Origin of the sequence: Janthinobacterium sp. 75, from assembly GCF_004365495.1 — a bacterium.
GTDB lineage: Bacteria > Pseudomonadota > Gammaproteobacteria > Burkholderiales > Burkholderiaceae_D > Janthinobacterium.
In genome coordinates, this window is sequence record NZ_SORD01000001.1 from 4322908 (window position 1) to 4344418 (window position 21511).

Annotated in this window: 18 protein-coding genes; 4 read left to right on the forward strand and 14 right to left on the reverse strand. The window is 59.6% G+C overall.

Annotated elements, in window-relative coordinates; all coding sequences use genetic code 11:
* Window positions 1-423 precede the first annotated feature (423 nt).
* From guaA to C8C89_RS19665, 3 genes are all read right to left on the reverse strand, one after another.
* Complete coding sequence (gene guaA, locus C8C89_RS19655; RefSeq protein ID WP_101480991.1) at window positions 424-2034, reverse strand: glutamine-hydrolyzing GMP synthase; 1611 nt, start codon at window positions 2032-2034, stop codon at window positions 424-426.
* Between the two features lie 66 nt (window positions 2035-2100).
* Window positions 2101-3561, reverse strand: coding sequence for an IMP dehydrogenase (guaB, locus tag C8C89_RS19660; protein WP_071077665.1), 1461 nt, complete (start codon window positions 3559-3561; stop codon window positions 2101-2103).
* Window positions 3562-4214: 653 nt separating this feature from the next.
* Window positions 4215-8009: an Ig-like domain-containing protein gene (locus C8C89_RS19665; protein ID WP_133992030.1), complete on the reverse strand. Its 3795-nt coding sequence runs from the start codon at window positions 8007-8009 to the stop codon at window positions 4215-4217.
* Window positions 8010-8872: 863 nt separating this feature from the next.
* On the opposite strand from C8C89_RS19665, the gene C8C89_RS27415 reads away from it, so the two are divergent.
* The gene (locus C8C89_RS27415; protein ID WP_243858126.1) at window positions 8873-9517 is read left to right on the forward strand and encodes a PEP-CTERM sorting domain-containing protein; all 645 of its coding nucleotides are present in this window, start codon (window positions 8873-8875) and stop codon (window positions 9515-9517) included.
* A gap of 266 nt (window positions 9518-9783) precedes the next feature.
* On the opposite strand, the gene C8C89_RS19685 is transcribed toward C8C89_RS27415, so the two are convergent.
* A complete protein-coding gene (locus C8C89_RS19685) occupies window positions 9784-9996 on the reverse strand; it encodes a DNA cytosine methyltransferase (protein WP_133992035.1) in 213 nt (70 codons plus the stop codon).
* A 53-nt stretch (window positions 9997-10049) separates the two neighbouring features.
* On the opposite strand from C8C89_RS19685, the gene C8C89_RS19690 reads away from it, so the two are divergent.
* Window positions 10050-10460 carry a tyrosine-type recombinase/integrase gene (locus tag C8C89_RS19690; RefSeq protein ID WP_243858318.1) on the forward strand — a complete coding sequence of 137 codons (411 nt, stop codon included), beginning with the start codon at window positions 10050-10052 and terminating at the stop codon, window positions 10458-10460.
* 179 nt (window positions 10461-10639) lie between these two features.
* Here C8C89_RS19690 and C8C89_RS19695 read toward each other — a convergent pair whose 3' ends face one another.
* On the reverse strand, window positions 10640-10936 hold the full coding sequence (locus C8C89_RS19695) for an RnfH family protein (protein ID WP_133992041.1): 297 nt from the start codon (window positions 10934-10936) through the stop codon (window positions 10640-10642).
* Window positions 10929-11360: a type II toxin-antitoxin system RatA family toxin gene (locus tag C8C89_RS19700; RefSeq protein WP_070257383.1), complete on the reverse strand. Its 432-nt coding sequence runs from the start codon at window positions 11358-11360 to the stop codon at window positions 10929-10931. The genes C8C89_RS19695 and C8C89_RS19700 overlap by 8 nt, the downstream gene beginning before the upstream one ends.
* A 93-nt stretch (window positions 11361-11453) precedes the next feature.
* On the opposite strand from C8C89_RS19700, the gene smpB reads away from it, so the two are divergent.
* A complete protein-coding gene (gene smpB, locus C8C89_RS19705; protein ID WP_034752217.1) occupies window positions 11454-11903 on the forward strand; it encodes an SsrA-binding protein SmpB in 450 nt (149 codons plus the stop codon).
* Between the two features lie 318 nt (window positions 11904-12221).
* Here smpB and C8C89_RS19710 read toward each other — a convergent pair whose 3' ends face one another.
* The 5 genes from C8C89_RS19710 to ppsA form a co-directional block, all read right to left on the reverse strand.
* Window positions 12222-12530, reverse strand: coding sequence for an H-NS histone family protein (locus C8C89_RS19710; RefSeq protein ID WP_010397665.1), 309 nt, complete (start codon window positions 12528-12530; stop codon window positions 12222-12224).
* A 597-nt stretch (window positions 12531-13127) separates the two neighbouring features.
* Window positions 13128-14072: a stomatin-like protein gene (locus C8C89_RS19715; RefSeq protein ID WP_101480914.1), complete on the reverse strand. Its 945-nt coding sequence runs from the start codon at window positions 14070-14072 to the stop codon at window positions 13128-13130.
* 15 nt (window positions 14073-14087) lie between these two features.
* Window positions 14088-14504 (reverse strand): NfeD family protein, encoded by a 417-nt coding sequence (locus C8C89_RS19720; protein WP_101480913.1) that lies wholly within the window; start codon window positions 14502-14504, stop codon window positions 14088-14090.
* A 178-nt stretch (window positions 14505-14682) separates the two neighbouring features.
* Window positions 14683-15180 carry a Dps family protein gene (locus C8C89_RS19725; RefSeq protein ID WP_101480912.1) on the reverse strand — a complete coding sequence of 166 codons (498 nt, stop codon included), beginning with the start codon at window positions 15178-15180 and terminating at the stop codon, window positions 14683-14685.
* A 166-nt stretch (window positions 15181-15346) separates the two neighbouring features.
* Complete coding sequence (gene ppsA, locus C8C89_RS19730) at window positions 15347-17779, reverse strand: phosphoenolpyruvate synthase (protein WP_133992044.1); 2433 nt, start codon at window positions 17777-17779, stop codon at window positions 15347-15349.
* Window positions 17780-17931: 152 nt separating this feature from the next.
* On the opposite strand from ppsA, the gene C8C89_RS19735 reads away from it, so the two are divergent.
* Window positions 17932-18780 carry a pyruvate, water dikinase regulatory protein gene (locus tag C8C89_RS19735; RefSeq protein WP_100872735.1) on the forward strand — a complete coding sequence of 283 codons (849 nt, stop codon included), beginning with the start codon at window positions 17932-17934 and terminating at the stop codon, window positions 18778-18780.
* Between the two features lie 18 nt (window positions 18781-18798).
* Here the strand turns inward: C8C89_RS19735 and C8C89_RS19740 are convergent, their stop codons facing one another.
* From C8C89_RS19740 to rnhB, 3 genes are read right to left on the reverse strand one after another with little or no spacing between them, the layout of a single operon-like run.
* The gene (locus tag C8C89_RS19740; protein ID WP_133992048.1) at window positions 18799-20028 is read right to left on the reverse strand and encodes an aminotransferase class V-fold PLP-dependent enzyme; all 1230 of its coding nucleotides are present in this window, start codon (window positions 20026-20028) and stop codon (window positions 18799-18801) included.
* A 22-nt stretch (window positions 20029-20050) separates the two neighbouring features.
* Entirely contained in the window at window positions 20051-20836 is a 786-nt protein-coding gene (locus C8C89_RS19745) for an RNA methyltransferase (protein ID WP_101480910.1), read from the reverse strand.
* On the reverse strand, window positions 20833-21471 hold the full coding sequence (rnhB, locus tag C8C89_RS19750; protein ID WP_101480909.1) for a ribonuclease HII: 639 nt from the start codon (window positions 21469-21471) through the stop codon (window positions 20833-20835). The genes C8C89_RS19745 and rnhB overlap by 4 nt, the downstream gene beginning before the upstream one ends.
* Window positions 21472-21511: the final 40 nt, after the last annotated feature.

Consider the following 21511-nt stretch of genomic DNA (forward strand, 5'->3'; position numbering starts at 1 on the left):
GCGGCGGCACAGGCCAATCCTCGCTATGACTACGCAGCCTGTTCTCAAAGAATATGTGGAATTGCAAGAAGTTATTCGCACAGGATCTGCGCCGTGACATCGGGGCCTTGCCAGCAACGCCCTGATGTGGCAGGCGCCAATTGTCGTGATGATTCCATTCCTTGAGCATGCGCAAACGCCCCTGCAAGTTCTGGCAGACAAAGCCATAGACCCATTCGCACAGCGCCGATGGAATGAAGCGTTCAGCCTTGCCATTGGTCTGAGGTCGACAAGACCAGGTAAAACGATGCCTGTCCAGTTCAGCGCATGTGCGCTGAGATGATCAAGCGAATGCACATCAAAAAAATGGCCCTGGATAATTCTCTTGGAATGATCCAGGGCCATATGTTTTTCACTTTAAGTCAATCAGTTAAAGCGAACTCGTCATTCCCATTCGATGGTCGCCGGCGGCTTGCCCGAAATATCGTAGACGACACGGTTGATGCCGCGTACTTCATTGATGATGCGGTTCGACACCTTGCCCAGAAGACTGTGCGGCAGATGCGCCCAGTGGGCCGTCATGAAGTCTTGCGTCTGCACGGCGCGCAGGGCCACCACGTATTCATAGGTGCGGCCATCGCCCATCACGCCCACCGATTTGACGGGCAGGAAGACGGCGAAAGCCTGGCTGGTAGCCTCGTACCAGTTCGCTGGCAGCGCGTCCGGGTCGACGGCCTGGCCGGCGACGAATTCGTAGGGCGTGTTGCGCAGTTCTTCGATGAAGATGGCATCGGCACGGCGCAGCAGGTCGGCGTAGTCTTTCTTGACTTCACCGAGGATGCGCACGCCCAGGCCCGGGCCCGGGAATGGGTGACGGTAGACCATGTCATGCGGCAAGCCCAGGGCCACGCCCAGCTTACGCACTTCATCCTTGAACAATTCACGCAAGGGTTCGAGCAGCTTGAGCTTCATGGTGTCCGGCAAGCCGCCCACGTTGTGGTGGCTCTTGATGGTCTGGCCTTTCTTGCCCTTGCCGGCCGATTCGATGACGTCCGGGTAAATCGTGCCCTGCGCCAGCCATTTTGCGTTGACCAGCTTGCCCGATTCGACCTGGAACACTTCGACGAACTCGCGGCCGATGATCTTGCGCTTCTGCTCCGGGTCGGTGACGCCGGCCAGGTGGCCCATGAACTGGTCTTCCGCATCGACGCGGATGACCTTCACGCCCAGGTTCTTGGCGAACATGTCCATCACCATCTTGCCTTCGTCCAGGCGCAGCAGGCCGTGGTCGACGAAGACGCAGGTCAGCTGGTCGCCGATGGCGCGGTGGATCAGGGCAGCGGCCACGGAGGAATCGACGCCGCCCGACAGGCCCAGGATGACGTCGTCGGTGCCGACTTGCGCACGGATTTTTTCCACCGCTTCGCTGATGTAGTCAGGCATGTTCCAGTCCGACTTGCAGCCGCAGATTTCATGCACGAAACGACCGATCATGGCCTTGCCCTGCACCGTGTGCGTCACTTCCGGGTGGAATTGCACACCGTAGAACTGGCGCTCTTCATCGGCCATGGCGGCGATCGGGCAGCTCGGGGTGTTGCCCATCAGCTTGAAGCCAGGCGGCATCTCCAGCACTTTGTCGCCGTGGCTCATCCACACTTTCAACATGCCGTGGCCTTCGTCGGTGACGAAGTCGGCAATACCGTTGAGCAACTTGGTGTGGCTGCGGGCGCGCACTTCGGCGTAGCCAAATTCGCGTACCAGGCCGTTTTCAACCTTGCCGCCCAGCTGGGCCGCCATGGTTTGCATGCCGTAGCAGATGCCCAGCACAGGCACGCCCAGCTCGAACACGGCTTGCGGCGCACGCGGCGAATCACCGTCCAGGGTAGAGTTGTGGCTGCCCGAGAGGATCACGCCGGCGGCGCCATAGTTGCGCACAAATTCGTCGCTGACGTCATACGGAAAGACTTCGGAAAACACGCCGGAATCGCGCACGCGGCGGGCGATCAACTGGGTGACTTGGGAACCGAAATCGAGAATGAGGATTTTAGAATGCATGATGGGGACTTTATCTGAGGTCATTACAAAACCGGCGCACTAGGCGCCGGTCTGGTCTGTCGCTAATTACTCTGAACGGTAGTTTGGCGCTTCTTTCGTGATCTGCACATCATGGACATGCGACTCGCGCATGCCGGCCGAGGTGATTTCCACAAATTCCGCTTTTTCGCGCAATTCGTCGATGGTTGCGCAACCGCAGTAACCCATCGATTGACGCACGCCGCCGACCAGCTGGAAGATGATCGCCAGCACACTGCCCTTGTAAGCGACGCGGCCTTCGATACCTTCAGGCACGAACTTGTCGGCCTTCATGGTGGCGTCCTGGAAATAACGGTCTGCCGAACCATCGGACATCGCGCCCAGCGAACCCATGCCGCGGTACGATTTATAGCTGCGGCCCTGGTACAGGATCACTTCGCCCGGTGCTTCTTCCGTACCGGCAAACATGGAACCCATCATGACGGTCGAAGCGCCAGCGGCCAGCGCTTTCGAGATATCGCCCGAGAAGCGGATTCCGCCGTCGGCGATACATGGCACGCCTGTGCCTTCCAGTGCTTCGGCAACGTTCGAGATGGCCGTGATTTGCGGCACGCCCACACCGGCGACGATACGCGTGGTGCAGATGGAGCCAGGACCGATACCGACCTTGACTGCATCGGCGCCGTATTCCACCAGCGCCTTGGCGGCAGCAGCAGTGGCGATATTGCCGCCAATCACTTCTACTTGCGGATACTTCGTCTTGATCCAGCGTACGCGGTCCAGGATGCCCTGCGAGTGGCCGTGGGCCGTGTCGACCACCAGCACGTCGACGCCAGCAGCGACCAGCAGGTCGATGCGCTCTTCATCCTTGGCGCCTACGCCGACGGCCGCGCCGACCAGCAGCTTGCCCTGGCTGTCTTTCGACGCGAACGGGTGAGAAGTCGACTTCTGGATATCCTTGACGGTGATCAGGCCGCGCAATTCGAATGCGTCGTTGACGACCAGCACGCGCTCGAGGCGATGCTTGTTCATCAGGCGCTTGGCTTCGGCCGTATCGGCATCTTCATTGACCACCACGAGTTTTTCGCGCGGGGTCATCTTGGCGGAAGCTTCCGCGTCGAGTTCCTTTTCAAAGCGCAAATCGCGGTTGGTGATGATACCGACGACTTCCTTACCCTTGACGACAGGGAAACCGCTGATGCCGTATTGTTCCGTCAGCGCAATCACGTCGCGGATTTTCATATCCGGCGGAATCGTGATCGGATCACGCAATACGCCAGCTTCGAAACGCTTTACGCGGGCCACTTCACGCGCCTGGTCCTTCGGATTCAAATTCTTGTGGATGATGCCGATGCCGCCCTCCTGGGCCATCGCGATCGCCAGGCGGGCTTCCGTCACCGTATCCATGGCTGCGGACAGCAAGGGAATATTCAGGGTGATATTGCGGGTCAGGCGAGTTTTGAGGGACGTATCGGCGGGCAGAACGTTGGAGTAGGCTGGGACGAGCAGCACGTCATCGAATGTGAGTGCTTTTTGAAGTAGACGCATAGCATTTCCTATTGGCGCAAAAGCAGATTATACAGAAATTCCTGCCTCTTGTCTTGAACATTCACAAACCTCGGTAGACATAGTGGGAATGCCGTTTTCGGCCCCATCGAAATGTCTGGAAATGTCCACGTTTTCGCCCAAATTTCGCCCCTGTTTTGGCGGCTTCTTCGTCTCTTTCTGATGCTGCCCAAGATCAGGTAGACAGGCACCCGACATAATCGAAGGCAGTGCCATCTGCAAACATAAGAAAATAGAAAGATTGCAATGAAGCACGCGCTGGGCGCCCTCCTCTTGCCTGCATTGTGCCGTTGCAGATCAAATGGCATTGTTGAACGCCGCAGCGGCGATCTGATAGGGCTGGACAGCTTCGCACTCGCCGCCCGCTACGGCGCGCCCGTCAGTTGTCAGCACCCGGGCGAGCGCCTACAGCGCAATTACGGTGGAGAGGCGGCCGGGTTCCGGTAGTGTACGGGCCAATGCAAACTGCCGGGCAAAACAACAGGCGGCCGCCCGGTCCTTCGCCATGCCGCCCATGATGGGCATCAATAGACCATTTGGTGTGCGGCGCGAAATCGTTATTTGATGTCGCGCCACACCCGATAGCTCAGGCGAGCGGAGACCTCAGGCAGCAGATCTCCGCACCGACGGCACGGCTAGGCGAAGAAATTCCAGTCCTGCACCGCCACCTTATGCCCGTTCATTTCCTCGGCGGCGATCATGTTCTGTGCCACCAATTCCAGGCTCATGCCCTGCGCCATCTTGTCGCTCCAGTACGTCAATCCACCAGCATCGCTGTGGCGACTGAAGATCCCTTGGTACAGCAGTTCCAGGTCATGCGCGCTGTCACCGTTAAAAGGCGTGGACTGCAAGAGGTGGCCCTCTGACGCGCTGATCATGTCGAGCGCAATCTTGCCCATGCTGACGCCATTCTTTTCCGCCGTGGCCCAGTACTCGATGCCCAAGTAATCGGCCTGGCGCCCCAGGATATCCTGGTACAGGCCGGCAATCGACGTCAGCACCTCTCGATTTTCCACGGCCACCGTGGTATCGCTGAACTTCAGGTTCTCCGCGTTCAATACCAGCGCGTGCTGCGTCGGCTGCGTCTTGGCGGTCACAATCAGATAGCCTTCATGGGCCTCCACCGTGTAGTCGGAACTGGCGCCGCTGAAAGCCACAGTATCGCTGCCCAGTCCACCGTGCAGGATAGTGGTCGTGTCAGCGCCGGCAGCAGCCCGCGCGGCCACTCCAGTGGCACCGGCCGGTACGGCCGACGGCGAATTGAACAGCAGGGTATCGTTGCCGCCGCCCGAGAATACTGCGCCGCCACTGGCTGAAGAAACCGTGAATTGCTGGCTGGCGGCGTCGCCCGCCAAAACCTGCCCGCTGGTATTGGCAACCACGTTGGCGGCACCGACGATGGCGGCGAAATCCACAGCGTTTAGCACCAGCGAGCTGCTGGCGGCCAGATGGCTGGCGTCGATGACCAACGCCGTGTGTTGCGCGTCGGTGCTGGTGCCGGTCAGCGTCAGCGCGCCGCTCGGCGCCGTCGGCGTACTGGTCGGCACAATGGTCTGTACCAGCAGCGGCACGCTGGCGGCCAACTGGTTCAAAAACGCCAGGCCGTTGCCGGTCAGATGCCCCTGATCGCTGGCGGCATGGCCAGATGTGGCCGCCAGGATGGCTTGAAGCAGATGCTCGATCGAACTGCCGGCCGGTTGACTGGCTCCGCCGCTGGCCGTCAAGCCGAAGCCGGGGGACAGCTGCGCCAGCAGCAGGTTATTGACACCCGCCGTTACCAGTGGAATGTCGGCGACGCTGGCATTGCCGGTCGATTCGCTGCGGTCGTTGCTGACGATCGGAATCGTGGTCTGGGTACCTGTGCCGCCGCCCGGCAAGGCAACCGGCTGCTGCGTCACGTCCACGCCATCGATCGAGGTAACGGGTGTCGTCGGCAGCGACGGCGTTGGCAAGGCCTTGATCGTCAGCGCCAGCGATGCACTGGCCGACGACTCGTTGCCGGCCAGGTCGACCTGCCTGGCGCTCAGGGTATGCACGCCGACCGCCAACGTACTGCTCGTGATGCTCCAGTTACCCGCGCCATCGGCGACGGCCGTGCCCAACACCGTCGTGCCGTCGGTATCGTACAGTTTGACGGTGGCGTTGGCCTCCGCGCTGCCCTTGATGACGGGTGCGGTGATATCGGTGATGTTGTCGCCCACGGTGCCGCTGTCGCTGGCGACTGCCAGCACAGGAACGGACGGCGCGGGCGGCGCCTGCGTATCGATGGTCAGCGCTAGGCCGGCGCTGATGGACGAAACGTTGCCTGCCAAGTCGACCTGCTTCACGCTCAGCGTATGACTGCCTTCGCTCAGGGGAGAAGAAACGAGGCTCCAGGCACCGCTGGCATCGGCCGTCGCAATACCCAGCACGGTCATGCCGTCGGTATCGTACAGCGTCACACTGGCATGGGCTTCGGCCGTGCCTGTGATGGTCGGCGTGGCATACTTGGTGATGCCGTCACCCGGCACGCCACCATCACTGGCAACGGCCAGCGTGGGTGCAGCCGGCGCTGCGGCGCTGGTGTCGATCACCGCCACCAATGAACCGCTGGCGCCCGAGGTGTTACCAGCGGCGTCGGTCTGCTTGGCCGTCAGCGTATGGCTGCCGTCGGTCAGCGTGCTGCTGGTGATGCTCCAGTTGCCGGAGCCGTCGGCGGTGGTCGAGCCCAGCAAGGTGGTGCCGTTTGTGTCGTACAACTTGACGGTGGCGTTGGCCTCTGCGGTGCCGGTGAATTCCGGCATGGCATTGCTGGTGATGCCGTCGGTGTTGGAAGTGCCTGTGTCGGCGCCGGCCGTCATCACCGGAGTGGACGGCGCGGAGGAGGCCGTGTGGTCCAGCCCGAAGATCTGGCCCGCCGCGTAGCCGCCGATGATAGCGACCGACGAGCCGTTCTGGATGCCGGTGCCGCTACTGTTCAGGTCCAACCGCAGCGTGCCGTCGCCGCTGACGCCATTGACGGTGACGGTGTAGGTGCTGCCACTGCCGGCGACCCCGCTGATGGTGCCGGCGGCGTTGCCGGTGGCGGTCAGCGTGAAGTCGCCGGTGTCGACGCCGGTGACCGACTGGTCGAAGGTGACAGTGTAGTTCACCGAGGTGGCGCCGCTCGGCACGGTGAGCGAGGCCCCTGCGGTGCGCTCGATGGCGGTGACGCTGGGGGCGTTGACCACTTGGATGGCGAAAATCTGGTACGCGCCATTGCCGGAAGCGTCGGTGGCCTTCATGTAGATATGGTAAGTGCCGGCGGCCAGGCTCTGCGCCGCCACAAGTGATGTGCCGGAGACGGTGAATTTGCCGTTGTCGGCGTCGGTGGTGCCGTTGCCAACCGCGAAGCCGTACGTGATGGCAGTGGCATCGGTGGCCGACAGCGTGGCGATGGTGGCGCCGTTGGTGGCGTTGGACATCGCCACCGAGGTCGAACTCAGCGCCATGCCGACGGGGCCGATGGTGTCGAGCATGTAGCTGAAGCCGCTGGACGTACCGGAGACGTTGCCGGCGGCGTCGGTCTGCTTGGCCGTCAGCGTGTGCGCACCCTCGATCAGCGTGCTGCTGGTGATGCTCCAGTTGCCGGAGCCGTCGGCGGTGGTCGAGCCCAGCAAGGTGGTGCCGTTAGTGTCGTACAGGCGCACGGCGGCGTTGGCTTCGGCGTGGCCGGTGATGGTCGGCGTGCCGGCGTTGGTAATGCCGTCGCCCAGGCTGCCGCTGTCGCTGCCGTTCGACAACTGCAGGCTGCTCGGCGCGATCACCGTGGTGTCGATGGTCAGCGACAGTCCGGTGCTCAGCGGCGATGTTTTGTTGCCGCTGTCGGTCTGGGTCGCCTTAAGCGAGTGCGTACCCTCGGTCAGCGCGCTGCTGGTGATGCTCCAGTTGCCGGAACCATCGGCGGTGCTGCTACCCAGTAAGGTGGTGCCGTTGGTGTCGTACAGCTTGACGGTGGCATTAGCGGCGGCGGTTCCGGTCACCGTCGGCGTTGTGTCATTCGTGATGCCGTCGCCCAGTATGCCGCTGTCGCTGCCGCTGGAGAGCGCCGGCGTCGACGGTGCGGACGGGGGGGGACGGAAGCCGGAGACGATGACGTATTCATAGAAGCTGGCCGTGTCGGCGCCGTCCACCCCCTGGATGGCATTGACGTCGTTGCCGCCGCTCGGGTCGTTATACCAGAATTCGACGTAGTCGCCGCCGTTGAGCGACAAGGCGCTGAAGGTCAAGGTGACGGTCTTGGCGACGCTATCCACCGTCACGCCTGTCACGGTGGAGTCGATGCCGTTGATCAGCAAGCTAAACTCGTTTGCCAGCGGCGGATGCCCAGCATCGAGCGCCACATCGAAATACATCGTGAAAAATTGCTCGCCGATATAGGCTGTGGAATTGGTAAAAAAGGGCTGGGACATGTTTTTCTTTGTGTTTTAGATAATACCATCAGGCTACTGGAGCTGAAGCTCATTGTCAATAAATGATAGCCGTAGGCAACACAGGGCGATTACATGAAGCTACAGACGCATGCAATTGCCCCACACAAACGCCTGACACGCCCGCCCCGTCGCAGCCACCAGGATCAAGGCTTGAATATCTCGCGCCACTGCGTCAGGAGGTAGCCCGCCGATGGGATAGGCCGCAACGCGGGCAGCGGCGCCACAGGAACCGGCCTACTATCACCGTGCACGGCTTCCGGTCGACGTTACGCGACTGGTGCTTGGAATCGGTTGCAAACTTTTTCCCGCGCGAAGTGTGCGAACATCGGCTGGCGCACAGCTTGCCTGACAAGGTGGAGGCGGCGTATCGCAGGGACGACTTGCTGGAAAAACGCATCCTGCTGCTGCATATCTGGTGGAACTACTGCAACGCTCCCCAAGTCGCTGTCAGCGCAACGCCACTCCGCGAGGCAGTAGCATAGAAATTCACGTCGAGGCCAATAGGCATGCCGGGTTTTACTGCGCCCTCACCTTGGGCAGTTCCATCCAATTCGTGGCATACCGCGGCGTGCGGTTTTCCGACAACATTGCCCATCGTCTGCCCCTTGCGCAACGCGACTTCCTTGGCTGCCTCATCCAGCGCCGCCCAGGCTGGTGCAACGGGCGTCCGCTGCGGCAATGCCGGCTTGGGAGTCGGCATTAGGCAGGCCGGTGCCAGATTCTATGATGATCACAATCACTTATGTTGTTTTTATAATAAAAAACTATAGCCGGAATACCCCGCGGAAATTATCATATAATTAATTTTTGTACCTTTTAAACATCAATAGTACGGGGGGAAAATGAACACACAAGCCGTTGCCAAAATTGTACTCAGCGCTCTCATTTGCTGCTCCTCTATCCATGCACAAGCCACGACCTATTCCAACGTCGGGACAATAGGTACGGCAATCTCCTCCCTCGGCGCTCCTGACACGACCAGTTATGGCGAAACTTTCACCTCACTCGGCGGAGTGCTTCAAGATTTCACCTTTTATGCGACTTCAGGGGCTAGAGGCAACGTAGGGCTGACAATTGCAGCCTGGGATGGCAGCAAAGCCATCGGGCCCGCCTTGTACACCAGTTCACCCATCGCGTACACCGGCGGCAGCCAGCTGCTTGGAGCAAATGGAATCAATTTGACCTTAGAGGCCAATGCAAAATACATCGCATACTTAACAGTCGCGGGCATCACCAATCCCATTTCAAGCGTAACGATGCTAGGGTCGACCGGCGACGGTGGCTTGGCAGGCAATTTCGTGTATCTGAATTCTGGTGGCAAAAATCCCCTTGATTTGAATCAGGCGTGGGACACCTATTATGTAAGCAATCTGACCTATACAGCGAATATCACCGCCGCCGTGCCTGAGCCAGAAACCTACGGCATGCTCCTGGCGGGCCTGGGCCTCCTCGGCTTCGTGGCTCGTCGCAAGAACAAGTCCACTTGATCGAAGCCGGCGCCTGGCATGATGGCGCCCGTTTCATTGCCGGTCACGACTGGCTCGCTCAAACGCCCAGCAGCGCTTGCAGTTCAGCCTTGTTTTTTGCTGTGGGATAGTTGATGCCTTTGTGATACAGCGCAGTCTGCAGCTCAGGCTGGCAACTTGCGAATTGGCGACAGCCCCAGCAGCCCGTGCTGCCGCTTCGTCGCGCAAACGCTGCGCTTCGATTTCGTTGGCGCGGGCTTGATCGACCAAGCGCCGCTCCAGGTCGGCTAAAAAACAACGGTTGGAAGAAGACCAGCTGCAGCGCGTCGTGCGTCAATTTCATCTGCGATCTCGCAAAAAACAAGGGAAAGGTTACTGCGCTCGTCGTCGAGCGAATTGCGCAGGCCCGCAATCGAGAACACTTGGCACGGCGTGCCGCCGCAGAAGACGTCCGGCGCAGGCAAGAAGCCGACTCGGACCAGGACGGCGATCTTGGTCATGTCGCTCAGGTTCGATACGTCCGGATAGCAATGGCCCAGCACGGTGACGCGTGATGGGCAAGTCTCGGGAGGAACTGGAGACGCGCGCCGGCCGCCTGGTCGATCTGCGTAGCGGCGCCGTCGACGCGCTGCTTGCGCAGAAACGACATAGCCTGCTTGCTGGCGGCCTGGTACTCCTTGATCCGGCTACCGGTCAGGGCTGGGACAACACGCAGCGCCTGACCCTCTTCTGGACGGCAATGATCGAGAAGGCCCAGGTCCGCTACCGAAATCCGTATCAAACAAGGCACACCTTCGCGTCGCCCCTGCTAACGACGGGCGCCAACGCGATGTACGTGGCAAAGCAAATGGGACATACCGATACGACCATAAGAACTTACGGCCACTGGATTGAGCAGGAAGGAGGGGTATTGCCCGATCACTACTGCGAATTGACGGATGGGCTTAAGGCAAGGGGCGCTTAGCTTTTTCGCCCACGTTTCGCCCATGCCTATTGCGGAATGGCTGGAACCCGCATGGATAATCGCTTGTGACGGATAAAAGCAACTTATCAAGGAAAAAGCGCCCTCCATCCTTGCAGCATAGAAAAGATACTTGAGAATGGCAAAAAATAGCGGTCGTCAGACGGTGCCGCCCTGGCGCCTCAGCCTTTGGCAGGCTTGCTGCTGGCGCGGCGCCGGCGCGCCTCCTTCGGGTCGGCCAGCAAGGGCCGGTACACTTCCACACGGTCATGCTCGTGCAATACGGTATCGAGCGGCTTCCTCTTGCCATAGATGCCAGCCATATTGATGGCCAGATCGATGCCGGGGTTGGCCTGCAGCAAGCCGCTCTGCGCCACAGCCTGCCCGATAGTAGTGCCCACAGGCACGCTCAAGGAGCGCAGGAACGTGCTGTCCGGCATCGCGTAGCATACTTGTACCGTGATGTCTGCTTCAGCCATATACCGTCTCCGCGCGCTTGCAGAAGGAATCGACCATGCTGTTGGCGATCATGCCGAAGACGGGGCCGATGATCTGCTCGAGCACGCGGCTGGAGAACTCGTAGTGCAGATCCAGTTCGATCTTGCAGGCATCTTCGCGCAGGGCCTTGAAGGTCCACACGCCGTCGAGGGTCTTGAAAGGACCGTCCACCAGCTTCATCTTGATGGATGTCGGCGGCACGTTCTCGTTGGACGTGGTGAAGCTTTGGCGCACGCCGTGGTAATGTATGCCCACGCTGGCGACAACCGTGTTCTCGCTCCGCTCGCGAATCTCGACCGCACCACACCAGGGCAGGAATTTGGGATAATCTTCCACCGCCGCCACCAGCGCGAACATTTGTTCGGCGCTATACCCGAGAAAAACTGATTTATGTACTACTGCCATTGAAGAACCATTTGCTATGATGTTGGATACATTTGATTTTATCGCGCTTGCGCGAGACAGTAGTTTAACCGACCCGCGCACATTTACCATCTCATGACCATAGCAGACAACAGAAAAGCCTTCCACGACTACTTTATCGAGGATCGCTACGAAGCCGGCATCGTGCTGGAAGGCTGGGAAGTCAAAGCCATCCGCGACGCCCGTGTACAAATCAAGGAAGCCTACGTCGTCGTCCGCGGCGACGAACTCTTCCTGTTCGGCGCGCATATCAGCGCCCTGCCGACCGCCTCCACCCATATTCATCCGGAAGCCGTACGCACGCGCAAGCTGCTGCTGCACCGCACGGAAATGGATAAACTGATCGGCAAGGTGGAGCGCTCCGGCTACACGCTGGTGCCGCTCAACCTGCACTACAAGGGCGGCCGCGTGAAATGCGAGATCGGCCTGGCCAAGGGCAAGAAACAGCACGACAAGCGGGCTGCAGAGCGCGACCGCGATGGCGCGCGCGAAGTGCAGGCGGCAATGAAGTCGCACCGCCGCTGATACGACGCTGCGCGCAGCGTGCTGACGCCATATCAACAAGCCCGGCTATATGCCGGGTTTTATTTTGCCGATTGCCTGCAGCAAACGGAAAAGAACTCAGCGCGACGGAAATAAAACGGGAAAGGAAGCAGGTAAGGCGGGGAAAAGACTGGTATTGGCGAAAATACCATTGAGATAAGCCTGTGTACATTAGCTTGGCCTGTCTAGCCAAAGACGATAAAGCTGGAAAGTTCCGGATGCTTGCATGCTGCCGTGTACTGCACCTGCACTACTCCACAGTACAAGCATCCGAATGAACGGTTTTTTAAACCTTCAGAATCAAACCTTCAGCAGATCACGCGACTTGCCCGAATCGGTCCATTCTTTGACCCATTTCGGTTGACGGCCACGGCCAGTCCATTGTTGTGTCGCATCATCCGGATTGCGATAGCGTACTGCAACCGTGCCGGTTTTAGCGCGGATACCCGTACCAACCAGATCTTTTACAGAAACGCCGACGCTCTGGGCAATCGCCAGGATTTGTTCGCGCGCCTTGGACAGATCGTCCTGTTCGCGCTTCTTCATTTGCTTCTTGATGTCGTCCTGCAAGGTGCGCAGCTCGGACAGGGATAAGCTCGACAGATCCATGATATTTCCTTGTGTGAGTTGAAAAATATAACTGAATAGTTAAATTCTATCCAATTGTAACGCGCCTAAGGTGATTTTTCTTAAGATTTGATTGTTTTTTACAATTCTCTGACCAAAAAACTGCATCCCGGGCGTTCAAGCGATGTTGGTGTTCCATCACGGGAGCGAAAATCGGCCATGGACTGTCTGTGCAAGTACCCTGCCTTGTGCGGCTGCGATTCAATACAGCGCCATCGGCTATATTTATTCTGCAGCACTTTTTGTTTCATTGCAATTTATAACAACTATAAAATGCAATTCAAAATATACATGGGTCCGATACTATCGCCAATCGCCTGCAAATGCTACCAGGGATCCTGCGCAGCAGATGGTACGCCAGTCAAAGAAATAAGCGCAACATGACAGCAAGTAATCCTGAATGTGCGCTTAGCATAGCATAAACAAAATATTTTCAACGCAATTCATGTAGCCACCGATACGTCAGCCCTACCACCACCAGATAATCAGGAAAGCGCAAATGCAAACTGCCCGCTATACAGCGGGCAGTATTGATGAAACCTTGCTACAAGCTTGCTATTTACCCAGCCAGTCAGGCAATCAGGGCATAGCCACGCTGCCCTTCGGCTTCTGCGTCTTCACCACTTGCATCGCCGTGGCGATCAAACCACTCATATCGCCCAGATTGGCCGGCACGATAATCGAGTTATTCGTTTTCGCCAATTGCGCGAACGCGCCCACATACTGCTCGGCCACTTTCAAATTGACGGCATCCTCACCGCCCGGTTCGCGGATGGCGGCGCCTACCTGGCGCAGCGCTTCAGCACTGGCTTGCGCCAGCGCGACGATGGCCGTGGCCTGGCCTTCGGCGCGGTTGATGGATGCCTGCTTTTCGCCTTCCGAGCGGGCAATGTTCGCTTCGCGCTCGCCGCTGGCAATATTGATCTGCTCCTGCTTGCGCCCTTCCGAGGCGGCAATCAGTGCGCGCTTTTCACGCTCGGCCGTAATCTGCGCCTGCATCGCATGCAGAATCTCCTTGGGCGGCGTCAAATCCTTGATTTCATAACGCAACACCTTGACCCCCCAATTCGCTGCCGATTCATCGATGGCATTCACGATGGCGGTATTAATATGGTCGCGCTCTTCAAATGTCTTGTCGAGTTCCATTTTACCGATCACCGAACGCAAGGTCGTTTGCGCCAACTGCGTAATGGCGGCAATATAATTCGACGAGCCATATGAAGCACGCATGGCGTCGGTAATCTGAAAATACAGAATGCCATCGACCTGTAATTGCGTATTGTCACGCGTAATGCATACCTGTGGCGGCACGTCGAGTGGAATTTCCTTGAGCACGTGCTTGTAAGCGATGCGGTCGACGAAGGGCACAACGATATTCAGGCCAGGACCCAATACCGCGTGGAACTTGCCCAGGCGCTCCACCACCCAGGCATGCTGCTGCGGCACCACATTGACCGTCTTGAAGACAAATACCAATGCCAGCAATAACAAGATCAGCGACATGCTTCCGATGCTTACTTCCATAATCTACTCTCCAGGTTATCCAACAATCAAACGGCTGCCACGTACGGCACGTATGGTGTAATGACCGGCCTGCGTATCGCTGCCGGCAATCAGTTCCACATCCCACAAGGCGCCGCGATACATGACGCGCGCAGCGCCATCGACCCAATGCGCGACCGCCACGCTTTGGCCAATATCCAGGTTCACATTCGGATCCTGTGCCGCATCGCGCCGCGCCGCCCTGCCAAAGCGGCTGCGCCGCAATAACAGCGTGGCCGCCACGCCGACTATGGCCGCGGTCGCGGCCTGCCAACTGCCATTGCCTCCCGCCAGCGCCACCAGTCCTCCGGCACCGATACCGATGGCGATCATCAGCAAATAAAACGTGCCCGTAAACAGTTCCAGGATCAATACCGCGCCAGCCGCAACAAACCAGCCTACCCATTCAGCCATGATGCCTCCATCCTTGCGAATCCAAAAATAAAAAAACCCCGCGGCCTATATAAGCGACGGGGTTTAATGCGCAGTGCTGCCTGATATTCCTCTTGCCAAACACCTATATACAAACAGTCTAACGCAATTCCTGATGGCGTCAATAGCCGGGGGCGAATTAGCGCCGCCGGCCCGGCTTTTATTCCTCGAGCAGACTGCGCAGCATCCACGCCGTCTTTTCATGCACATCGAGGCGCTGCGTGATCAGGTCGGCGGTCGGCTGGTCATTGGCTTTTTCCAGCAGAGGGAACAAGCGGCGCGCCGTACGCGCGGTCGCTTCCTGTGCCGCCACCAGGTGGCTGACCATATCCAGCGCCGGCGGCACGCCGTCGATTTCCTTGATCGAGGCCAGTTTGACGAATTCCTTGTAGGTGCCCGGCGCCGGATAGCCAAGGGCGCGGATACGCTCGGCGATCAGGTCCAGCGCGGCCCACTGCTCCGTGTATTGCGTCATGAACATCAGGTGCAGGGTGTTGAACATCGGTCCCTTGACGTTCCAGTGGAAATTATGCGTCATCAGGTACAGGGTATAGCTGTCGGCCAGCAGGCCGGACAGGCCTTCCGCGATCTTCGCGCGGTCCGCCTCGGAAATACCGATGTCGATCTTTGCAGCTTTGCTCGGTTTCTTGCTTGCCATGTGAACTCCCGTCTATGTGTTGGTGGAATCATTTTAGCTGATCTTGCGCCACCTCATCGTTCAGGCGCGTGCGCCGACCGCGATGAACTTGATGGCAATGAGCAAGGCATAAAAAAAACCCGCTGCCAGGTGAGCGGCAGCGGGTTTTCAGAGGGCGAAAAGATGCTTACGCTTTCAGCGCAGCGAGCTTCTGCCAGGTGTCGATCACCGAGTCAGGATTCAGGGACATCGACTCGATGCCCTGCTCCATCAGCCATACGGCGAAGTCAGGGTGATCCGAAGGACCCTGGCCGCAAATGCCGATGTACTTGCCGCGCGCCAGGCAAGCCTTGATAGCCAGCGACAGCAGCGCTTTCACGGCTGGATCGCGCTCGTCGAAGTCGGCGGCAAGCAATTCCATGCCGGAATCGCGGTCCAGGCCCAGGGTCAGCTGGGTCAGATCGTTCGAACCAATCGAGAAGCCGTCGAAATGGTCGAGGAACTTGTCGGCCAGGATGGCGTTCGACGGTACTTCGCACATCATGATGACGCGCAAGTCGTTCTCGCCGCGCTTCAAGCCGTTTTTCGCCAGCAGGTCGATGACTTTCTCGGCCTGGCCCAGGGTGCGCACGAATGGCACCATGATTTCCACGTTCGTCAGGCCCATGTCATTGCGCACGCGCTTCATCGCTTCGCATTCCATGTTGAACGCTTCGGAGAAGTCGGCCGACAGGTAGCGCGCCGCGCCGCGGAAGCCCAGCATCGGGTTTTCCTCGTCCGGCTCATAGCGCGAACCGCCGATCAGCTTCTTGTACTCGTTCGACTTGAAGTCGGACAGGCGCACGATGACCTTTTTCGGCCAGAAGGCGGCGGCGATGGTGGCGATGCCTTCGGCCAGCTTGTCGATATAGAAGGCTTTCGGCGAAGCGTGGCCACGCGCCACCGATTCCACGGCCTTTTTCAGGTCGGCGTCGATGTTCGGGTATTCCAGGATCGCGCGCGGATGCACACCAATATTGTTATTGATGATGAATTCCAGGCGCGCCAGGCCCACGCCCGCATTCGGCACGGACTGGAAGTCGAACGCCAGCTGCGGATTGCCCACGTTGAGCATGATCTTGGTGTCAAGCTTCGGCAATTCGCCACGCGACACTTCCGACACTTCCGTTTCCAGCAAGCCATCGTAGATCTTGCCTTCGTCGCCTTCGGAGCACACTACGGTGACAAAGGTGCCGTCTTTCAGCACGTCGGTGGCATTGCCGCAGCCGACGACAGCAGGCACGCCCAGTTCACGCGCAATAATTGCCGCGTGGCAAGTGCGGCCGCCACGGTTGGTGACGATGGCCGATGCACGCTTCATGACCGGTTCCCAGTTCGGGTCCGTCATGTCAGCAACGAGCACGTCGCCTGGCTGCACGCGTTCCATGTCGGCCGGATCGTGAATCACGCGCACAGGGCCGGCGCCGATCTTCTGGCCGATGGCACGGCCGGACGTCAGCACGGTGCCCGTGCTTTTCAGCTTGAAGCGTTCCTGCACGTCAGTCGCCTTTTGCTGCGACTTGACGGTTTCAGGACGCGCTTGCAGGATGTACAGCTTGCCGTCGCGGCCATCCTTGCCCCACTCGATGTCCATCGCACGGCCGTAGTGGTTTTCGATGATGACGGCGTACTTTGCCAGCTCCACCACTTCACTGTCGTTCAGCGAGTAGCGGTTGCGCATTTCGACGGGCACGTCGACGGTTTTCACGGAACGGCCAGCTTTCGCTTCGTTCGTAAATTCCATTTTCAGCAGCTTCGAGCCGATATTGCGGCGGATCACAGGCGACTTGCCTTTTTCCAGCATCGGCTTGTGCACATAGAATTCGTCGGGATTGACGGCGCCCTGCACCACGGTCTCGCCCAGGCCATAGCTGGAGGTAACGAAAACCACGTCCTTGAAGCCCGACTCGGTATCGATGGTAAACATCACGCCGGCCGCGCCCAGGTCGGAACGCACCATGCGCTGCACGCCAGCCGACAAGGCTACTTCAGCATGCGTAAAGCCCTTGTGCACGCGATACGAAATGGCGCGGTCGTTATACAGCGACGCGAACACCTGCTTCATGGCGTCGAGCACATTGTCGATGCCGACCACGTTCAGGAAGGTTTCTTGCTGACCAGCAAAAGACGCGTCCGGCAGGTCTTCCGCCGTTGCCGAGGAACGTACGGCAAACGACATTTCCGTGTCGGAATCGGCCACCAGCTTGGCATAGAACTGATCGATTTCGGCGGCCAGGCGCGGCTGGAACGGGGTTTCGACGATCCATTGACGGATCTCGGCGCCGGCTTGCGCCAGCGAGCGCACATCATCGATGTTCAGCCCTTCGAGGCGCTGGGCGATGCGTTCGGCCAGCGGCAAGCCGCCGTTGGCGCTGTACGACAGGAAATCGCGGAATGCCTGCGCCGTGGTGGCAAAGCCACCGGGCACGCGCACGCCGGCTTCCGCCAGCTGACTGATCATTTCGCCCAGGGAGGCGTTCTTGCCGCCGACGGATTCAACATCCGTCATGCGCAAATGCTCGAACGAGGCAACATACACCGCGTCCTTGTCTTCCTGCTGTTGCGATACTGCGTTGGTCATAATGACACCCTTACTGATGATAGAAATCTTTACGCGCGGCGCACGGACAGTCTTCTTGTTATTCTTGGCGTCGTGCAGCACAATCATACCGTTGCAGCCATTTTACCTTGTGCGGCGCAAATTGACGACGCACAATCTTGATCCGAAAACCCATGACACAAGATCCACGCCCCCCTCTGCCCTCCGCGGCCCGCACCGTCTTCTTCGTTTCCGACGGCACCGGCATTACCGCCGAGACCTTCGGCCACTCGGTGCTGACGCAGTTCGATCTGCGTTTCCGCCAGATCCGCCTGCCCTTCATCGATACCATGGACAAGGCCTACGAGGCGGCGCGCAAGATCAACGAAGCCTTTGTCACCGATGGCCAGCGCCCGATCATTTTCTCCACCCTGGTGAAGAACGACCTGTCGGCCGTGATCCGCAAGTCCAGCGGCATGCACATGGACCTGATCCAGACCTTTGTCGCTCCGCTGGAGCAGGAACTGGGCGTGATGTCGACCCATACCATCGGGCGTTCGCACAATATCGTGGACAGCGAGGAATACAAGAACCGCATCGAGGCGATCAACTATTCGCTGGCGCACGACGACGGCCAGTCGCACAAGAACCTGTCCTCGGCCGATGTCATTCTGGTGGGTGTTTCGCGCTCTGGCAAGACCCCGACCAGCCTGTATCTGGCCATGCAGTACGGTATCAAGGCGGCCAACTATCCGCTGATTCCCGACGATTTCGAGCGCGACAAACTGCCATCGGCCCTGCTGGAATTTAAGAATAAAATTTTCGGATTGAGCATTACGCCCGAACGTTTGTCGGAAATACGCAACGAAAGACGCGCTGGAAGCAAGTATGCGGCCATCGAAAATTGCCGTTACGAGGTCAACGAGGCGGAAAAAATGATGAAACGCGAAGGTATTCGCTGGCTCTCCTCGACCACCAAGTCGATCGAAGAGATCTCCACGACGATCCTGCAAGAGATCAAGCCGAACCGCCGCGAGTACTAAAACGCTTGACCAAACCTGTCAGGCGTTCGCCTCGCTGGCGTTCGCCTCGCTGGACAGCACGGTCAGCGCTGCGACCAGCTGATCAAGTTCGCTGGTCTGCGTCGTGACGGCCACCGTGGCGCGCACGATATCGGTATCACCGACATTGCGCTGCACGGTAAAGATCCCGAAACGGTGCAGCAAGGTCTGTTGCAGCGCGCGTGCGTCCATGCCATCGACGGCAAACGCCACCAGCGCCGTGCCGTGCGCCGCGTCCAGCGGCGACAGCAGGCGCACGCCAGGCAGTTGCGCGGCGCGGCTGACCCAGTAATTGCGCAGCCACGCCAGGCGCTCCATCTTGGCCGGCGTGCCGCCCAGGCGTTCATGAAAATCGAGCGCGGCGGGCGCGGCCAGGATGGCGCCGATCGGCGGCATGCCCATGTGCAGACGGCTGCGGATATCGTCCAATGGATAATCATCGTCGCCGAAATGCGGCTCGATCTTGTGCAGCTGCGCGGCGCGGATGTACACAAAGCCCAGCCCCGGCGGAGCACCCAGCCATTTGTGCAGATTGAAACCGGCGAAATCGACGCCCATGGCCTGCACGTCCACGTCGACCTGCCCCAGCGCATGGGCGCTGTCGAGCAGTACGTCGATGCCGTGTTCGCGCGCCAGCGCCATGATGTCCTTCACCGGCAGTTGCTGGCCATTGGCTGGCGCCACCTGCGACAGCAGCAGCAGTTTCGGCCTGACGGCCTGGCGCATGGCTTGCGCGTAACGGGCGATGATTTCGTCATCGCTGATGGGCAAGCGCAATGTGACTTGCGTGCTGGTGACGCCACGGCGCTGCGCCAGCCAGCGCATGGCCGTGCGCGTGGCCGGATAATCGAGATTACTCCACAACACCGTATCACCGGGCGCCAGGCCATGGTATTGCGTGATCAGCACCTGCATGGACTCGGTGCCGCTGCGCGTCAGCAGGATTTCGTGCGGCTCGGCGTGAATCAGCGCGGCGACGCGCTGGCGCAGAATATCCACATGCGTGCGCGTGAATTCGCCGCGCACGAAGGGACTCAGCTGTTCATTCGTGTAGCGCACGGCTTGTTCGAAGGCGGCTTGCACGGGCGCCGCCATGGCGCCGAAATAGCCGTGTTCGAGATTGACGATGGCATCCGGCGGCGCGGGATACAACGCGGCGACCTGGCGCCACCAGGCCTCGTCACGTGTGGCACCGTCGGCGAGCAAAGGCAGAACTGGATGATCAGGCATGGCGGGCTTTGCCTGGAAGGTATCAGGACTGGCCCTGGCGCAACTGCTCGAAAAAGCAGACGGCGGCGCAGGCGGCCACGTTCAGCGATTCGATCTGGCCCAGGTGCGGAATGACCACCTGGTGTGTCGCCATCGACAGCAGATCGTCGGCCACGCCCTGCCCTTCATGGCCAAACAGCCAGGCGACGGGCTGACGCAGATCGACGTCGTACAATCGCTGGGTGGCGTAGCCGCTGGTGGCGAGTGTCGCCACTTTGGCGCCGGAAACAAGCGCCGCCAGGTCGACGTTTTCAAAGATGTCGAGCACGAAGTGCGCTCCCATCGCCGCGCGCAGGACTTTCGGCGACCAGCAGAAAGCCGTGCCGGCGCTGCAGTACACCTGCGTGATGCCCGCAGCGGCCGCGCTGCGCAGGATGGAGCCCACGTTGCCCGGGTCTTGCAGGTTATCGAGCAGCACGGCCGACACGCTCAGGGGCTGCGTCACGGCGCGTTCCGGTGTCTCGATGAGGAACATCACGCCCACGCCGTGTTCGACCTGGCTGACCGCGTGGTACAGCGCATCGGGCAAGCCCAGCACGTGCGCGCGCTGGCTTTCCAGCTGGCCGACGATGTCCGCCACTTCCGGGTTACGCAAGGCGCTTTCGCTGACGATGCACTGCTCCGGCATGCCGCGCAGCTGCAAGTAAGACTGGCACAAATGCACGCCGTCGAGCAAGGTACGGCCCGACTTGCGGCGCACCTGCGAACTGCCCGCCAGTTTCAACAAATCCTTGTATTGCGCGTTGTCGCGCGAGGTAATCGTCTTCATGCCACCACCTCTTGTCCACCGAACAGGGAGATCACATTGCGCACGGGCGCGAACGAGCGGCGGTGCACGGGCGAGGCGCCGTGCAAGTGCAAGCGCTCCAGGTGCAATTTGGTGCCATAGCCCTTGTGCTGGTCGAAGCAGTACTCCGGATAGGCCGCATGCAGGTGCACCAGGGCCGCGTCGCGCGCCGTCTTGGCCAGGATCGAGGCGGCGGAAATCGAATCGACCTTGTCGTCGCCGCCGATGATGGCCATGCCGCGTATCGGCATCACAGGGCAGCGGTTGCCGTCGATCAGGGCCAGCGTGGGTACGGTACTCAACGCCTCGACGGCGCGGCGCATGGCCAGCATCGACGCTTGCAAAATGTTCAGGCGGTCGATTTCCTCTTCCGACGCTTCGGCGATGGCCCAGGCCAGGGCCTTTGCCTTGATCTGTGGCGCCAGCAAGTCGCGCTTGGCTTCGGTGAGTTTTTTCGAATCGCGCAAGCCATCGATGGGCTGGTGCGGGTCGAGGATCACGGCAGCGGCGAAGACGGGGCCGGCCAGCGGACCGCGGCCTGCCTCGTCGACGCCACAGATGATTTCATCGAGCGAGAATGGCAAGTCGTCAAACAGGCCGGGATAGATATTTTTCACGTTGAATCTTTGGTTGGTACTGCGATTGAAGCGATGAACG

Bases quoted from the DNA above. Each gene is read 5' to 3' on its own strand.
- C8C89_RS19685 (WP_133992035.1), bottom strand. From the start codon at position 9,996: ATGACCAAGATCGCCGTCCTGGTCCGAGTCGGCTTCTTGCCTGCGCCG.
- C8C89_RS19725 (WP_101480912.1), bottom strand. From the start codon at position 15,180: ATGGCAAGCAAGAAACCGAGCAAAGCTGCAAAGATCGACATCGGTATT.
- C8C89_RS19715 (WP_101480914.1), bottom strand. From the start codon at position 14,072: ATGGAAGTAAGCATCGGAAGCATGTCGCTGATCTTGTTATTGCTGGCA.
- C8C89_RS19720 (WP_101480913.1), bottom strand. From the start codon at position 14,504: ATGGCTGAATGGGTAGGCTGGTTTGTTGCGGCTGGCGCGGTATTGATC.
- ppsA (WP_133992044.1), bottom strand. From the start codon at position 17,779: ATGACCAACGCAGTATCGCAACAGCAGGAAGACAAGGACGCGGTGTAT.
- C8C89_RS19665 (WP_133992030.1), bottom strand. From the start codon at position 8,009: ATGTCCCAGCCCTTTTTTACCAATTCCACAGCCTATATCGGCGAGCAA.
- C8C89_RS19740 (WP_133992048.1), bottom strand. From the start codon at position 20,028: ATGCCTGATCATCCAGTTCTGCCTTTGCTCGCCGACGGTGCCACACGT.
- C8C89_RS19735 (WP_100872735.1), top strand. From the start codon at position 17,932: ATGACACAAGATCCACGCCCCCCTCTGCCCTCCGCGGCCCGCACCGTC.
- C8C89_RS27415 (WP_243858126.1), top strand. From the start codon at position 8,873: ATGAACACACAAGCCGTTGCCAAAATTGTACTCAGCGCTCTCATTTGC.
- C8C89_RS19710 (WP_010397665.1), bottom strand. From the start codon at position 12,530: ATGGATCTGTCGAGCTTATCCCTGTCCGAGCTGCGCACCTTGCAGGAC.
- C8C89_RS19745 (WP_101480910.1), bottom strand. From the start codon at position 20,836: ATGAAGACGATTACCTCGCGCGACAACGCGCAATACAAGGATTTGTTG.
- C8C89_RS19690 (WP_243858318.1), top strand. From the start codon at position 10,050: ATGGGCAAGTCTCGGGAGGAACTGGAGACGCGCGCCGGCCGCCTGGTC.
- C8C89_RS19695 (WP_133992041.1), bottom strand. From the start codon at position 10,936: ATGGCTGAAGCAGACATCACGGTACAAGTATGCTACGCGATGCCGGAC.
- C8C89_RS19700 (WP_070257383.1), bottom strand. From the start codon at position 11,360: ATGGCAGTAGTACATAAATCAGTTTTTCTCGGGTATAGCGCCGAACAA.
- smpB (WP_034752217.1), top strand. From the start codon at position 11,454: ATGACCATAGCAGACAACAGAAAAGCCTTCCACGACTACTTTATCGAG.
- guaA (WP_101480991.1), bottom strand. From the start codon at position 2,034: ATGCATTCTAAAATCCTCATTCTCGATTTCGGTTCCCAAGTCACCCAG.
- guaB (WP_071077665.1), bottom strand. From the start codon at position 3,561: ATGCGTCTACTTCAAAAAGCACTCACATTCGATGACGTGCTGCTCGTC.